13 protein-coding genes are annotated in these 14,532 nt (G+C 69.0%); 9 read left to right on the top strand and 4 right to left on the bottom strand.

Annotated elements, in window-relative coordinates; translation table 11 throughout:
- The first annotated feature begins 179 nt into the window (after positions 1-179).
- The 4 genes from OU996_RS07410 to OU996_RS07425 all read left to right on the top strand — a co-directional run bounded on the left by OU996_RS07410 (position 180) and on the right by OU996_RS07425 (position 5,577).
- A complete protein-coding gene (locus OU996_RS07410; protein ID WP_267585635.1) occupies positions 180-998 on the top strand; it encodes an outer membrane protein assembly factor BamD in 819 nt (272 codons plus the stop codon).
- A 138-nt stretch (positions 999-1,136) separates the two neighbouring features.
- Positions 1,137-2,825, top strand: a complete 1,689-nt coding sequence (recN, locus tag OU996_RS07415; RefSeq protein ID WP_267584973.1) for a DNA repair protein RecN — start codon at positions 1,137-1,139, stop codon at positions 2,823-2,825.
- Positions 2,822-4,978, top strand: a complete 2,157-nt coding sequence (ligA, locus tag OU996_RS07420) for an NAD-dependent DNA ligase LigA (RefSeq protein WP_267584974.1) — start codon at positions 2,822-2,824, stop codon at positions 4,976-4,978. The genes recN and ligA overlap by 4 nt, the downstream gene beginning before the upstream one ends.
- A 41-nt stretch (positions 4,979-5,019) precedes the next feature.
- On the top strand, positions 5,020-5,577 hold the full coding sequence (locus OU996_RS07425) for a cysteine hydrolase family protein (RefSeq protein ID WP_267584975.1): 558 nt from the start codon (positions 5,020-5,022) through the stop codon (positions 5,575-5,577).
- A gap of 82 nt (positions 5,578-5,659) precedes the next feature.
- Here the strand turns inward: OU996_RS07425 and OU996_RS07430 are convergent, their stop codons facing one another.
- The 3 genes from OU996_RS07430 to OU996_RS07440 all read right to left on the bottom strand — a co-directional run bounded on the left by OU996_RS07430 (position 5,660) and on the right by OU996_RS07440 (position 8,534).
- Positions 5,660-5,812: a DUF3309 domain-containing protein gene (locus OU996_RS07430; RefSeq protein ID WP_267584976.1), complete on the bottom strand. Its 153-nt coding sequence runs from the start codon at positions 5,810-5,812 to the stop codon at positions 5,660-5,662.
- 206 nt (positions 5,813-6,018) lie between these two features.
- Positions 6,019-7,845: an aminopeptidase P family protein gene (locus tag OU996_RS07435; protein ID WP_267584977.1), complete on the bottom strand. Its 1,827-nt coding sequence runs from the start codon at positions 7,843-7,845 to the stop codon at positions 6,019-6,021.
- A gap of 59 nt (positions 7,846-7,904) precedes the next feature.
- The gene (locus OU996_RS07440; RefSeq protein WP_267584978.1) at positions 7,905-8,534 is read right to left on the bottom strand and encodes a LysE family translocator; all 630 of its coding nucleotides are present in this window, start codon (positions 8,532-8,534) and stop codon (positions 7,905-7,907) included.
- Between the two features lie 140 nt (positions 8,535-8,674).
- On the opposite strand from OU996_RS07440, the gene OU996_RS07445 reads away from it, so the two are divergent.
- From OU996_RS07445 to OU996_RS07465, 5 genes are all read left to right on the top strand, one after another.
- Positions 8,675-9,538 (top strand): substrate-binding periplasmic protein, encoded by an 864-nt coding sequence (locus OU996_RS07445; RefSeq protein ID WP_267584979.1) that lies wholly within the window; start codon positions 8,675-8,677, stop codon positions 9,536-9,538.
- A gap of 139 nt (positions 9,539-9,677) precedes the next feature.
- The gene (locus tag OU996_RS07450) at positions 9,678-12,215 is read left to right on the top strand and encodes an ATP-dependent helicase (RefSeq protein WP_420712713.1); all 2,538 of its coding nucleotides are present in this window, start codon (positions 9,678-9,680) and stop codon (positions 12,213-12,215) included.
- An 84-nt stretch (positions 12,216-12,299) separates the two neighbouring features.
- The gene (locus OU996_RS07455; protein ID WP_267584981.1) at positions 12,300-12,494 is read left to right on the top strand and encodes a type II toxin-antitoxin system HicA family toxin; all 195 of its coding nucleotides are present in this window, start codon (positions 12,300-12,302) and stop codon (positions 12,492-12,494) included.
- Between the two features lie 11 nt (positions 12,495-12,505).
- Positions 12,506-12,796 (top strand): type II toxin-antitoxin system HicB family antitoxin, encoded by a 291-nt coding sequence (locus OU996_RS07460; protein ID WP_267584982.1) that lies wholly within the window; start codon positions 12,506-12,508, stop codon positions 12,794-12,796.
- A gap of 65 nt (positions 12,797-12,861) precedes the next feature.
- The gene (locus tag OU996_RS07465) at positions 12,862-13,788 is read left to right on the top strand and encodes a 50S ribosomal protein L11 methyltransferase (RefSeq protein WP_267584983.1); all 927 of its coding nucleotides are present in this window, start codon (positions 12,862-12,864) and stop codon (positions 13,786-13,788) included.
- Positions 13,789-13,814: 26 nt separating this feature from the next.
- Here the strand turns inward: OU996_RS07465 and OU996_RS07470 are convergent, their stop codons facing one another.
- The gene (locus tag OU996_RS07470) at positions 13,815-14,327 is read right to left on the bottom strand and encodes a thioesterase family protein (RefSeq protein ID WP_267584984.1); all 513 of its coding nucleotides are present in this window, start codon (positions 14,325-14,327) and stop codon (positions 13,815-13,817) included.
- Between the last annotated feature and the right edge of the window lie 205 nt (positions 14,328-14,532).

Here is a 14,532-nt window from a genome sequence, read left to right on the forward strand (position 1 = left end):
ACCGGCCGGGCACTCGCCATAATCCGGACGGAAAGCGGCTATAGCGCACATCTGCGCCCTGCCGGCAGGCGACCAGATTGGGATCGAGAGTTGTGATGCGTCTTCTCAGCCACGTCCGTTCCGGCGGGCCCGCCGCAAACCCCGCCCGCCCGGCAACGGCGCGCTCCGCGCTTTTCGCGATGCGCCTCGTGGGGCTGGTGCTGGTGGGGGCCTCGCTCGGCGGCTGCGCCGGCCTGTTCGACACCAACAAGGAAGAGACGATCTACCCGGATGTGCCGGCCGAGCAGCGCTACAACGAGGCGCTGACGCTGATGCAGAAGGAAGACTATGCCGAGGCGATCAAGCGCTTCGAGGATGTCGACCGCCAGCATCCCTATTCCGACTGGGCCCGCAAGGCGATGCTGATGATCGCCTACATCAACTACACGATGGGCCAGTATGACGAGTGCATCGGCGTCGCCAAGCGCTACCTGACGCTGCACCCCGGCTCGCCGGACGCCGCTTACGCGCAGTATCTGGTCGCCTCGTCTTATTTCGACCAGATCCCGGACATCTCCCGCGACCAGCAGCGCACCGAGCGCGCCATGGACGCGCTCGACGAGATCGTGCGCAAATATCCCGACAGCGAGTACGCGGTCTCCGCCAAGAAGAAGCTCGAGGTCGCACGCGACCAGCTCGCCGGCAAGGAGATGATGGTCGGGCGCTATTATCTCGAGCAGCGCAACTATGCCGGCGCGATCAACCGCTTCAAGGTGGTCGTCACCCGCTACCAGACGACGCGCCATGTCGAGGAAGCCCTGTATCGCCTGACCGAGGCCTATATGGCGCTCGGCGTGGTGAGCGAAGCGCAGACCTCGGCCGCCGTGCTCGGCTATAATTTCCCGGACAGCTCCTGGTACAAGGACGCGTACAAGCTGGTGCAGTCGCGCGGCGTGAACCCGCAGCTCAACCAGAATTCCTGGATCACCAAGGCCTTCAAGGGCCTCGGCCTGGGCTGACATTCGCCGGCGGGCCGCCTCGGCGCGCCCGCGCAGATTGTCGCGAACAGAAGAAGAACAGATGCGGACGGCGCGCGGACCTGCTAGAAGGCGGGGCCGACCCCGTCCCTCGCGCGGATTCGTTCTGGAGCGTCACGCATGCTGGCCGCCCTGTCGATCAGGGATATCGTCCTCATCGAGCGTCTCGACCTGAGTTTCCAGCCGGGCCTCACCGTCCTCACCGGCGAGACCGGGGCGGGAAAATCCATTCTGCTGGATGCCTTTACGCTGGCCCTTGGCGGGCGCGGCGACGGCTCGCTGGTGCGCCAGGGGGCCGCCCAGGGGCAGGTGACCGCCGAATTCGACCTGCCCGCCGATCATCCCGTCCGCGCCGTGCTGGCCGAGGCGGGCATCGATGATGATGGCGCGCTGGTGCTGCGGCGCGTGCAGCATGGCGATGGGCGCACGCGCGCCTTCGTCAACGACCAGTCGGTGAGCGCGCAGATGCTGCGTCAGCTCGGCCGACGGCTGGTGGAGATCCACGGCCAGCATGACGACCGCGCTTTGGTCGATCCCGCCTCGCACCGCCAGCTGCTCGACGCCTTTGGCGGGCTGACCAGCCTCGCGGAAGAGGTCAGCGGCCTCTGGCGCAGCTGGCGCGCGGCGCGGCGCGAGGCAGAAGTGGAGAGGGCGCGGCTCGAGGAGGCGGCGAAAGAGGCTGATTACATCCGCCACTCGCTCGACGAACTCACTGCTCTTTCAGTGGAATTCGGCGAGGAGGAGCAGCTTTCCAAGCGTCGCTCGGAGATGATGCGCTTCGAGAAGATCGCGACCGATCTTGCCGATGCGCAGGACGCGGTGGGGGGCGCGAACTCGCCGGTCCCCGCCCTCGCGGCGGCGGTGCGGCGTCTGGAGCGGCGGGCGGGCGAGGTCGAATCGCTGGTGCGCCCGGCGGTCGAGGCCATCGACGCTGCGCTTAACTCCTTGGAAATGGCCAATTTTCACCTCGAGGCGGCGCTGCGGGAGGCGGATTTCGACCCGCGCGAGCTGGAGCGGATCGAGGAGCGGCTCTTCGCCCTGCGCGCCGCCGCGCGCAAATTCGCCTGCACGGCCGATGATCTGCCGAACGTCGCCACCCGTTTCGCCGATCAGCTCGACGCGCTCGACCATGGCGCGCAACGCCTTGACGTGCTTGAGAAAAATTCCGCGCAGGCGGAAATTGCCTATCGCGCGAGCGCCCGCGACCTCTCCGCCCGCCGGCATCTGGCGGCGGCCGCGCTCGACGCGGCGGTGAACGCGGAACTGCCGCCGCTGAAGCTGGAACGCGCCCGTTTCATCACGGAGTGTCAGGCCGATGAGGTGGACGGTCAGGCCGATGGGTACGACCGGATCGAGTTCTGGGTGCAGACCAATCCCGGCACGCGGCCCGGCCCGATGATGAAGGTCGCCTCGGGCGGCGAGCTTGCCCGCTTCCTGCTCGCGCTCAAGGTGGTGCTGGCCGACAAGGGCTCGGCGCCGACGCTGGTGTTCGACGAGATCGACACCGGGGTGGGCGGCGCGGTGGCGGACGCCATCGGCGCGCGGCTCGCCCGGCTCGGCGGGCGGGTGCAGGTGGTCGCCGTCACCCACGCCCCGCAGGTCGCCGCGCGCGCCGGCAATCATTTCCGCATCGCCAAGGAAATGGTGGCTGAGCATGACCGGGTGGCGACCCATGTCGCCCCGCTCGCCCCCGCGCATCGCCGCGAGGAAATCGCCCGCATGCTCTCCGGCGCCGAGGTCACGGCCGAGGCGCGGGCGGCGGCGGACCGGCTGCTCTCCACCGCCGAATCCGCTAGAAACCCGGCATGACCACGGATGACACGCTTCCCCCCGTCGCGACGCTGACCGCCGAGGCGGCGGCCAAGGAACATGCCCGGCTTGGCGAGGAGATCGCCGGCCATGACCGGCGCTATTATCAGGACGACGCCCCCACCGTCTCGGACGCGGAGTATGATGCGCTGCGCCGGCGCTATGAGGCGATCGAGGCGCAGTTTCCCGAGCTGAGGGGCATCGACAGCCTCTCGGAGAAGGTCGGCGCCGCGCCTTCGGCGAAATTCGCCAAGGTGCGCCACCGCGTGCCCATGCTCTCGCTCGGCAATGCCTTTGCCGATGAGGAGGTGGAGGAATTTGTCGCCCGCATCCGCCGCTTCCTCGGCCTCCCGGTGGACGAGCCGATTGCCATCACCGCCGAGCCGAAGATCGACGGCCTGTCCTGCTCGCTGCGCTATGAGAAGGGCGTCTTCGTGCAGGCGGCGACGCGCGGCGACGGCTTCGAGGGCGAGGATGTCACGGCGAATGTCCGCACCATCGGCGAGATCCCGGAGCGCCTCGCGGGCGAGGATGTGCCGGACATCTTCGAGGTGCGCGGCGAGGTCTATATGGGCCATGCCGATTTCGCGGCGCTGAATGCGCGGCAGGAGGCGGCGGGCAAGCCGCTCTTCGCCAATCCGCGCAACGCGGCCGCCGGGAGTCTCCGCCAGCTCGACCCCAAGATCACGGAAAGCCGCCCGCTGAAATTCTTCGCCTATGCCTGGGGCGAGGTCAGCGACGGGGGCCTTCCGGCCCAGACCCAGTTCGGCGTGATCAAGGCCTTTGCCCGCTGGGGCCTGCCGACCAACCCGCTCACGGTGCTCTGCCAGTCCGCCGAGGAGCTGCTCGCCCATTACCGGCGCATCGGCGAGGGGCGGGCGAGCCTCGGCTATGACATTGACGGCGTGGTCTACAAGGTGGACAGCCTCGCGCTGCAGCAGCGGCTCGGCTTTGTCTCGCGCAGCCCACGCTGGGCCATCGCCCATAAATTTCCCGCCGAGAAGGCGGTCACAAAGCTTGAGCGCATCGAGATCCAGGTCGGGCGCACCGGCGCGCTGACCCCGGTGGCCAAGCTCACGCCGATCACCGTCGGCGGCGTCGTGGTGGCCAACGCCTCGCTGCACAATGAGGACTATATTCGCGGCATTGGCGGCAAGGGCGAGCCGATCCGCGGCGGCATCGACATTCGCGAGGGCGACTGGGTGACGATCCAGCGCGCCGGCGACGTGATCCCGCAAGTGGTGGACGTGGTGCTGGAGCGCCGTCCCGCCGACGCCAAGCCCTATGCCTTCCCTACCCTGTGCCCGGCCTGCGGGTCGCACGCCGTGCGCGAGGAGGGCGAGGCGGTGCGCCGTTGCACCGGTGGCCTCATCTGCCCGGCGCAGGCGGTGGAGCGCATCCGCCATTTCGTCGCCCGCGACGCCTTCGACATTGAAGGGCTGGGCGAGAAGCAGGTGCAGGCCTTTTATGACTGGGGCATGGTCACGCAGCCGGCGGACATCTTCACGCTGGAGGCGCGCGACGCCCGCTCGCTGACGCGGCTGAAGAATCGCGACGGCTGGGGCGAGACCTCCACCAAGAACCTGTTTGCCGCCATCGAGACCCGCCGGCGCGTGCCGGTGAACCGCTTCCTCTATGCGCTCGGCATCCGCCATGTCGGCGAGACCAACGCCAAGAGGCTGATGCGGCATTTCTCCACCATCGAGGCGCTGGGCGAGACGGCGCTCGCAGCCCTCATGCCCGGGCCCGAGCACCCGAAGGGCAATGAGCCCTGGGCGGAGATCGTCGGCATTGAGGGCATCGGCGCGGTGGTGGCCGAGGCGGTGGTGGATTTCTTCCAGGAGCCGAACAACCAGGCGGCGCTCGCCGCGCTGCTGGCGGAAGTGACACCCGAGCCGATGGAGGCGGTGGCGGCGGCCAGCGCGGTCGCCGGCAAGACGGTCGTGTTCACCGGCGCGCTGGAGAAGATGACGCGGGATGAGGCGAAGGCCATGGCCGAGCGGCTGGGGGCGAAGGTCGCCGGCTCGGTGTCGAAGAAGACCGATTATGTCGTGGCCGGCGCCGATGCGGGCTCCAAGCTCGCCAAGGCGCGCGATCTCGGCGTCGCGGTGATTAGCGAAGACGAGTGGCTCGCGCTGGCCGGCGCGGGCTGACGGCGCCTTTTCCCGGCCGCAACGCTTTCTGGAAGGCTCTCATGAGCACAACCGCGCTTCTCATCATCGACCTGCAGAACGACTATTTCCCCGGCGGCCGCTTCCCGCTGGTCGGCACGGAAGAGGCGGCGGCGAAGGCCGGCGATCTGCTGGCCGCCGCCCGCGCGGCCGGCGCGCCGGTGGTGCATGTGCGCCATGAAATGGCGGGCGACGAGGCGCCGTTCTTCGAGCGCGGCACGCCTGGGGCGGACATCCATGCGAGCCTCACGCCATTGGGGGGCGAGCCGGTGGTGGTGAAGGAGGCGGTGAATGCCTTCCTCAATACCGATCTCGACGCCGTGCTGAAGGGCCGGGAGGTGGGGTCGCTCGTCATCGTCGGGGCGATGAGCCATATGTGCGTGGATGCGGCGACGCGGGCGGCGCTCGATCTCGGCTATGAGGTGACGCTGGCGCATGACGCAACCGCGACGCTCGACCTGTCCTTTGGCGGCAAGGACGTGCCGGCGGCCTCGGTGCAGACGGCATTGATGGCGGCGCTGGAATTTGCCGGCGCGAAAGTCGTGCCGGCCAGCGCGGCGGCGGACGCGCTCACGGGCTGAGCCGTCCGGCTGAACCGTCCGGGCATAAAAAAAGGCCGCCGCGGGGGGAGCGCGACGGCCTTTAGCTGATGGCACGCGACGGTCAGATGCGGCCGGTCAGCATCATCACGATAAGGATCACCAGAAGAATGGTGACGATACCGCTCGGGCCATAGCCCCAACTGCGGCTGTAGCCCCAGCTCGGCAGTGCGCCGACAAGTATCAGAACAAGAATAATGATCAGAATGGTGGTCATGCCAGCCTCTCCGTCTGCCCCAGCACATTGGTCGCAGGAGTAACGCCGGCACGAGATGATGGTTCCATTGAACCATCCTCGAATGAACATTTGTTGTCAGTGGCAGGGCGCCCAGCGCGGGGCGCCCGGAACTGGGGGCTCCGCGCCGGGGCGGCGCGCAGGGGCTCAGCGCAGGGCGTTCAGAGTCGAGCTATTAGAGCCGACGTTCAGAGCGGGGCGGTGGCGGCGTCAAGCCAGGCGCGGGTCGGCGCATCGACCAGCGGGCCGATCTCGGCGCGGACGCGGGCGTGATAGGCGTCGAGCCAGGCGCGCTCGTCGGGGGTGAGCAGCGCGAGGTCGAGCACGCGCCGGTCGAAGGGGGCGAGTGTCAGCGTCTCGAAGGCGAACAGCGTGCGCTCGGCGCCTTCCGGCGGGCTCGCCTCGCGGACGATTTCCAGATTTTCCAGCCGCACCCCGAAAGCGCCGGTCTTGTAGTAGCCGGGCTCGTTGGAGAGCACCATGCCGGCCACCAGCGGCACCGTGCCGACCTTGGAAATGCGCGCCGGTCCCTCATGCACGGAGAGATAGGCGCCGACGCCATGGCCGGTGCCGTGGTCGAAATCGAGGCCGGCGCTCCACAGGAACTGCCGGGCGAAGGGGTCGAGCTGCGCGCCGGAGGTGCCGACCGGGAAGACCGCGCGGGCAATGGCGATGTGGCCCTTGAGCACGCGGGTGAAGCGGTCGCGCATCTCGGCGCTCGGCGTGCCCACCGCGATGGTGCGGGTCACGTCGGTGGTGCCGTCCTCATATTGCGCGCCGGAATCGATGAGGAAGAGCTCGTCCATGCCGATGCGCCGGTTGGTCGCCTCGGTGACGCGGTAATGCGGCAGGGCGGCGTTGGGGCCGGCGCCGGCGATGGTGGGGAAGCTTACGTCCTTCAGCGCGCCGGTCTCGCGGCGGAAGGTCTCCAGCGCGGCGACCGCGTCGATCTCGGTGAGGTGGCCCTTGGGGGCCTCCTGATCGAACCAGCACAGGAAGCGCGCCAGCACCGCGCCGTCGCGCGTATGGGCGGCGCGCATGCCGGCGAGCTCGGCCGCGTTCTTCGCCGCCTGCATCAGGGCGACCGGGCTCACGCCGGACGAGACCGTGCCGCCTGCCGCCTCGATGCGCGCGGCGAGGAGCGCCGGCGCGGTCGCCTGATCGAGCCGGATGACCGCGCCGCCGGCGGCGATGAGCTCGAGGCCCTTTTCCAGCAGCGCCGGCTCGTGGATCTCCGCCACGCCCGCCAGCGCGTCGCGCACCGTGTTGGAGAGCTTGCGCCCGTCGATGAACAGCGAGGCGCGCCCCTCGCGCGGCACGATCGCCCAGGCGAGCGGCAGCGGGGTGAAGGACACGTCGGCGCCGCGTATGTTGAAGGTCCAGGCCACCGCGTGCGGGTCGGAGAGCACGAGGGCGTCGAGCTTCTGTGTGGTGAGCGCGGCGCGGATGCGGGCGAGCTTGCCGTCGGTCGTCTCACCCGCCAGCGCTGGATCGCGCAGGGTGACGGCGCCGAGCGGGGCGGCCGGCCGGTCGGCCCAGACGGCGTCGACCGGGTTGGAATCGACCGCGACCAGCGTCGCCCCGGCATTCGTCGCGGCGCGGCGCAGCTTCTCCAGCCCGTCGACGGTGATGAGCCAGGGGTCGTAGCCGAGATGCGCGCCGGCGGCGAGGTTCTGCTCCAGCCAGCGCTCGGGCGTGATCTCGGCGAGCGGGACGACGGTGAAGGAGGCGGTGTCGATCTGCTGTGCCGCCTGCAGCGTGTAGCGCCCGTCCACCACCAGCGCCGCCGCCTCGCGCAGCACCAGCGCGATGCCGGCCGAGCCGGTGAAGCCGGTCAGCCAGGCGAGGCGCTCGTCGCAGGGCGGGACATATTCGTTCTGGTGGGCGTCGGCGCGGGGAATGAGGAAGCCGTCGAGCCCGCGCCGTTCCAGCTCCGCCCGCAGGAGGCGCAGGCGCTCCGTACCCAGGCTCGGCGCGGCGGGGGCGGCGAAGGATTGCAGGCGGGCTTCATACATGATCGGCACTCTTCTGGACGGCACGCTTCTGGCGCTACTTGGCAGGCGAGGGGCAGGGATCAGTGACGGGAGGCGATGCCGCGCCCGGCGTCAAGCAGCGACTTGGCGCCGAAGGCGACGAACAGCACCCCGGTGACGCGGGTAATGATCCGCCCGTGGCGCTGGAACATGCGGCGCACCGGGGCAAGGCCCGCCGCCCAGATCAGGATGATGTCGGCGAGGATGAAGCCCACCAGCGCCGCCGCCAGCAATTGCGGCGCCGCGTCCCAGGTGAGGCCCGAGGCGTAGCTGGCGGTGAGGGCGGTGAACATCGACACCGAGACCGGGTAGGCCTTCGGGTTGGTGAGGCCGAACAGGATGCCGGTCATCAGCGGCCGGCGGGCGCCCACCGCGCCGTCGCCGCCGTCCCGCGCGCGGATTGCCTTGATGCCGAGATAGCAGAGGTAAAGCCCGCAGCCGATGCCGAGCAGGTCGAACAGGGTCGGCCCGAGCTGGTTAACACCGATGATGGCGGCGAGCGCGAGCGCCGACCAGAACAGGTCGCCCACCAGATGGCCGCCAACGAAGCGCGCCCCCGCCGGGCGGCCATGCGCCGCGGCGAGCGAGAACAGCGCGAGGAAAGCCGGCCCGGGCATAAGCACGTATAAGGCGCCCGCGAGCGCGGTCATCAGGTAAAGGCCATAGGACATTGGGTAAGACCTTTGGTGACGACCGCTGGGGGAGGGCCGCTGGACGGATGGCAAGGTTTGCATCAGCATCGGCGGCAACACGGGCGGCGTCAATCGTCGCGGCGGCAGAGGGGGATACCGGCGATGGGGTAATCCCGCCGGTGGCGACGCTGCGCATTTCCGGACCGGCCCTGTGGCGCGGACTGGGGCTTGCGCTCGCTTGGCTGTCGCTGCTCCCGCTGGGTCTCGCCCCAAGCCAGGCGCAGGTGCCGACGACCGCCCCGGCAGAGATGCGCGCCGAGGCGCACACCGCGCCGCCGCTGCGCGTGGGGGCGACGCTGCTCAACATGCCCTGGGAGTTCTACAATGCCGCCGGCGACGTGATCGGCTTCGAGGCCGATCTCGTGCGGGCCATCGGGGACCAGCTCGGCCGACCGGTCGAGATCACCGACCTGCGTTTCGCGGAGCTGTTCACGGCGCTGCAGGAGGGGCGGATCGATATCGCCATATCCTCGCTCAGCATCACGCCCGAACGCCTGAAAGGCTTCGACTTCACCCAGCCTTATTACCGCACCACCCAGGCTCTGGTGGTGATGCGCCGTTCGCCGGTTCGCGCGCTGGGCGACCTGAAGGACCGGAGGGTCAGCGTCATCCCTCAGACCACCAGCGACCAATGGGTGAGCGCGCACCGCGCGCAGTACCGCATCGGCGACGTCCACCATGTGCGCACGCTGGATGAGGGGCTCGCCGCGCTCAGCCGCCGCGAGGTCGATGCCCATATCGGCGACATGCCGGCGCTGCTCTACCGCCTGCTCGGGCGCAGCGATCTCGCCGTGGTGGCGCGGCTCGGCACGGAGGAAAGCTACGGCCTGATGCTCGCCAAGGGCTCGCCGCTCACCGAGCCGGTGAACGCCATCGTGTCCCGGCTGAAGACCGACGGCACGCTGGCGCGCATCCACCAGACCTGGTTCGGCAGCCTGCCCGCGCCCGGCTCGCCGGTCACGCAGGTTCTGCCCCGGCCCTGAGGGCGCTGTCGCCGCGCGTGGAAAAAGCGGTGCAGAATCGCCGATTCGTTGCTGCCCTCGCCAAACGGGCATGGCGATGCCATTTTGTTCTCCCAATCTTTTGTCCCAAGAATCAAAAACCATGACTGCGAGCGGGCCCTTGGCCGATCCCCGGAACCAGCCGCCGGACGATGAGTTCGATATTCCCTTCGACCTGCCGGCGCGTGTGGAAGCTCCCGCGCCGAAGCCGGGCGGCATTGCCGCGCGGGCATCGGCGCTGGCCAGTCCCGGCCGGCCGGCGGCCAGCGGCGTCTATCTCGACGGGCTGAACCCCGAGCAGCGCGCCGCCGTGGAGGCGACCGAAGGCCCGGTGCTCGTGCTCGCCGGCGCCGGCACCGGCAAGACCCGCGTGCTCACCACCCGCATCGCTCACATTCTCTCGCTCGGCCGCGCCTGGCCCTCGCAGATTCTCGCCGTGACCTTCACCAACAAGGCCGCGCGCGAGATGAAGGAGCGCATCGGCGCCATGGTCGGCGAGCAGGTGGAGGGCATGCCGTGGCTCGGCACCTTCCACTCCATCGGCGTGCGCATGCTGCGTCGCCATTCGGAACTGGTGGGGCTGCGCTCTGGCTTCACCATTCTCGACACGGACGACCAGATCCGGCTGCTGAAGCAGCTGCTTCAGGCGGAGGCGATCGACGAGAAGCGCTGGCCGGCGCGGCTGCTCGCCAACACCATCGACGGCTGGAAGAATCGCGGCCTGTCGCCCGATCAGGTGTCCGCCGGCGAGGGCGCGGCCTTCGCCAATGGGCGCGGGCAGAAGCTTTATGCCGCCTATCAGGCGCGACTGAAGGCACTGAACGCCGTCGATTTCGGCGATCTCCTGCTGGAGAGCATCCGCCTGCTGCGCGAGAACCCGGACGTGCTGGCGGAGTACCACAAGCGTTTCCGCTACATCCTGGTCGACGAGTATCAGGACACCAACGTCGCCCAGTATCTGTGGCTGCGGCTGCTGGCGCAGGGCTCGCGCAATGTGTGCTGCGTCGGCGATGACGACCAGTCGATCTATGGCTGGCGCGGTGCCGAGGTGGACAACATCCTGCGCTTCGAGAGCGATTTTCCCGGCGCGACCGTGGTGCGGCTGGAGCGCAATTACCGCTCCGACGGGCATATTCTCGGCGCCGCCGGCCACCTCATCGCCCATAATGAGGGCCGGCTCGGCAAGACGTTGTTCTCGGAGGGCCAGTCCGGCGAGAAGGTGACGGTGACCGGCGCCTGGGACAGCCAGGAAGAGGCCCGCGCCATTGGCGAGGAAATCGAGCAGCTTCAGCGCCAGGCCCATCCGCTCAATCAGGTCGCCATTCTCGTGCGCGCCTCGTTCCAGATGCGCGAATTTGAAGACCGTTTCGTCACGCTGGGGCTGAATTACCGCGTCCTTGGCGGCCCGCGCTTTTATGAGCGGGCGGAAATCCGCGACGCGCTGGCCTATCTGCGCGTCATCGTCTCGCCCTCCGACGACCTTGCCTTCGAGCGCATCGTCAATGTGCCCAAGCGCGGCCTTGGCGACGCGGCACTGCGGCAGATCCACGACCATGCCCGTGCCGCGCAATTGCCGCTGATCGAGGCGGCGCGCGAGCTTGTCGGCAACGAGGAGCTGAAGCCCAAGGTGCGGCTCACCCTGCGCGATCTCGTCGGCGCCTTCGACCGCTGGCGCGAGCAGATGGCCACCCTGCCGCAGCATGAACTCGCCGAGATCGTGCTGGATGAGAGCGGCTACACCGAGATGTGGCAGAAGGACCGCTCGGCGGACGCGGCCGGGCGGCTCGACAACCTCAAGGAACTGGTGCGTTCCATGGAGGCGTTCGAGAACCTTGTCGGCTTCCTCGAACACATTTCGCTGGTGATGGACGCGGAAGGCGCCGCCGGGCAGGACGCCGTCAACATCATGACGCTGCATTCGGCCAAGGGGCTGGAATTCGACACCGTGTTCCTGCCGGGCTGGGAGGAGGGCGTGTTTCCCAACCAGCGCGCGCTCGACGAGCAGGGCCGCGCCGGGCTGGAGGAGGAACGCCGCCTCGCCTATGTCGGCCTCACCCGCGCCCGCAAGCGCGCCAAGGTGTTCTTCGCCTCCAACCGGCGCATCCATGGGCTCTGGCAGTCCAGCGTGCCCTCGCGCTTCCTCGACGAATTGTCGGAAAAGGATGTGGAGGTGACGGAATCGCGCGGCGGCTCCGGCTGGGGCGGCGGGCAGGGCCAGGGGCGCTATGGCTATGGCCCCAGCCGCTTCGACGAGGCGCAGAGCTTCGGCTCGTCCTATTCCACCCCCGGCTGGCAGCGCGCGCAGAACGCGCAGAACGCGGCGCGGGCGGGCGGCGGGAGCTTTGGCGGCGGCGGGTCGTCGGGCGGCGCCTCGGGCGGTTCTTCCGGCGGCTTTACCGGCGGGCGGGATTCGGGCGGCTTCGACAACCGCCCCACGCGCTTCGCCGCCTCCACCGCCGCGCGCGGCACGCGCATCATCGAGGGCGAGCTGATCGCCAAATCCACCGGCACGCCGGCCCGTTTCGACCTCGGCGCGCGCGTGTTCCACCAGAAGTTCGGCTATGGCGAGGTGGTGGCGGTGGAGGGCAACAAGCTCACCGTCCAGTTCGACAAGGCCGGCGAGAAGAAGGTGGTCGACAGCTTCGTGCAGGCGGCGTGAGGGCTTGGTGTCGGGCGATCCGGCATCTCGACGACAACCATCTTCGTGCCGTGTGTTTGCGTTGCAAATGGCCGGGACGCAAACATGCTGACCAACAGTCGAGACATCCGGCGGCGACTTGAGCGCGAGGGATGGGTGCTGGACCGCATCAAGGGATCGCACCACGTCTTCCGCAATCCGTCCAACGGGGCGATAATCGTCCTGCCGCATCCGAGGAAGGATCTCGGGCAAGGTCTGTTGCGCGCCATCTACAAGGCGGCCGGTTGGACGATCGACTGAGCGGGATGCCGATGTCTCATTATATCGCCATTGTCGAGGATGCCGGCCCGGACCAGGCGGTCGGGTTGTGGTTCCCCGATCTGCCCGGCTGTTTCTCGGCCGGGGACGATGTGGATGCGGCGCTGCTCAACGCCGAGGATGCGCTGATCGCCTTTGCCGAGGCGCTGGCGGCGCAGGGACGGGCGCTGCCCGTGGCCCGCAGCCTTGCCGCGCTGAGGGGTGATCCGGCCCTGGCGGACGATCTCTCCAGCCACATGGTCGCGCTGGTGCCGTTCCGCGCCGGAAGGCTCGCGGCGGAATAGGCATCTGGCATTCCCCCGCGCCCTCGCTTACAGAGCGCCATCCAGCCCGCGACGCGAGGAGTGCCATGCTCGAAGGATTGCCGCCCAACGGGGCCTCGCATGTGATGCGCCTCGACGCGCCGGAAGAGGCGGCGCGCCACATCGCGGAATTTCTCGGCGAGAGCTTCGATCCGGCGGAGGTGGCGACCAGCGCCTTCGAGATCGAGAATGTCGCGGAAGGTTCAGGCTGGGCGGTCGAGGTCTATTTCGGCGAGGAGCCGGACGAGGCGATGGTGCGCGAGCTGATCGCCATCGTCGCGCCGGATCTGGCGGAGAGCGCGGTGTTCTCCACGCTGGAGAAGAAGGACTGGGTCGCCGCCTCGCTGGAAGGGCTGGCGCCGGTCGCCATCGGCCGCTTCCTCGTGCATGGCTCGCATGACCGGCATGTGGTCGGGCCCAACCATATCGGCATCGAGATCGAGGCGGCGCTGGCCTTCGGCACCGGCCATCACGGCACCACCAAGGGGTGCCTCGCCGCCATCGACGCCTTCGGCAAGAAGCGCCGGCCCTTCCGCACGCTCGACGTCGGCACCGGCACGGGCGTGCTCGCCATGGCGGCGGCGCGGCTGTTCCACACGCCGGTTCTGGCCAGCGACATCGACCGCGTCGCGGTGGCGACCGCGCGGGCCAATGCGCGCGCCAACCATGCCGGGCCGGAGATCACCTTCCTGCACGCGCCGGGCCTCGGCGCCGGCGCCTTCAAGCGCGGCGGGCCTTACGACCTGATCCTCGCCAACATCCTGCTGGCGCCGCTCAAGCTGATCGCCCGGCCGCTGGCGAAGCTGCTGGCGCCCGGCGGGCGGGTGGTGCTGTCGGGGCTGCTGCCGTCCCACGCCAATGCGGCGCTCGCGGCCTATCGCGCGCAGGGGCTGCGCCTCGTGCGCAAGCGCACCATCGAGGGCTGGGTAACGCTGGAACTCGCCGCCGATGCGGGACGTCCCCGCCGCGGGTGAGGGGGCCGCTCCGGCGGCCTAAAGGTTCACGACAGCCGGATCGGCATGTTGATCGGGCGGCCGAGGCCGTCCGGCAGCGGCAGGGCGCCATGCGCCGCCCGCATCAGCGCGAGGCGCTCCAGAACCTCGTCCGGGAAGGGCGAGACGCGGCGGCTGCCGGGCTCGACATGCTGGGCGATCTGCTCGCAGGTGGCCGCCGTCCAGCCTTCGCCGGCATGGTGCAGCTCCTGGAACAGGTGCATCCGCTTCTCGTCATAATTGATCAGCCGCAGTGTGACGCGCACCTGATGGCCGACCTGCAGCGACCGCTCGAAACGCTGATGCGCCTCCACGGTGAAGAAGGAGGCCGGCGCCCGGCTGGTCAGATGCGGGCCGAGGCCGACGAGGAACACAGCCTCGTCCACCGCCTGCTCGAACAGCAGGGTGTAGTAGGTCGAATGAAGGTGCCCGTTGTGATCCACCCAGCCCGGCTCGACCGTCATGACGGAGGAGACGAACGGCGCGAAGAACACGGGCTCGAAGTCGATCCCGTCCAGCATGACACGACCCCCGAGAAGCGAGCGACTTCCGCGCTGCCTTATTGACAAGCATTGTGCCGCCTTTCAGAGCAGTCGTCACCTGCCCTGATGGCGATTGAATGACTGAAATCTTGCGATCTCGCGGTTTTTGCGCTTCGTCGGGCGGATTCGCACGGTGCGCGCGTCTCGCGCCGCCGGACGATCGGGTGTAAGCCCTGCGCCAAAG

The sequence above is a fragment of the Ancylobacter sp. SL191 genome (genome assembly GCF_026625645.1).
Lineage (GTDB): Bacteria > Pseudomonadota > Alphaproteobacteria > Rhizobiales > Xanthobacteraceae > Ancylobacter.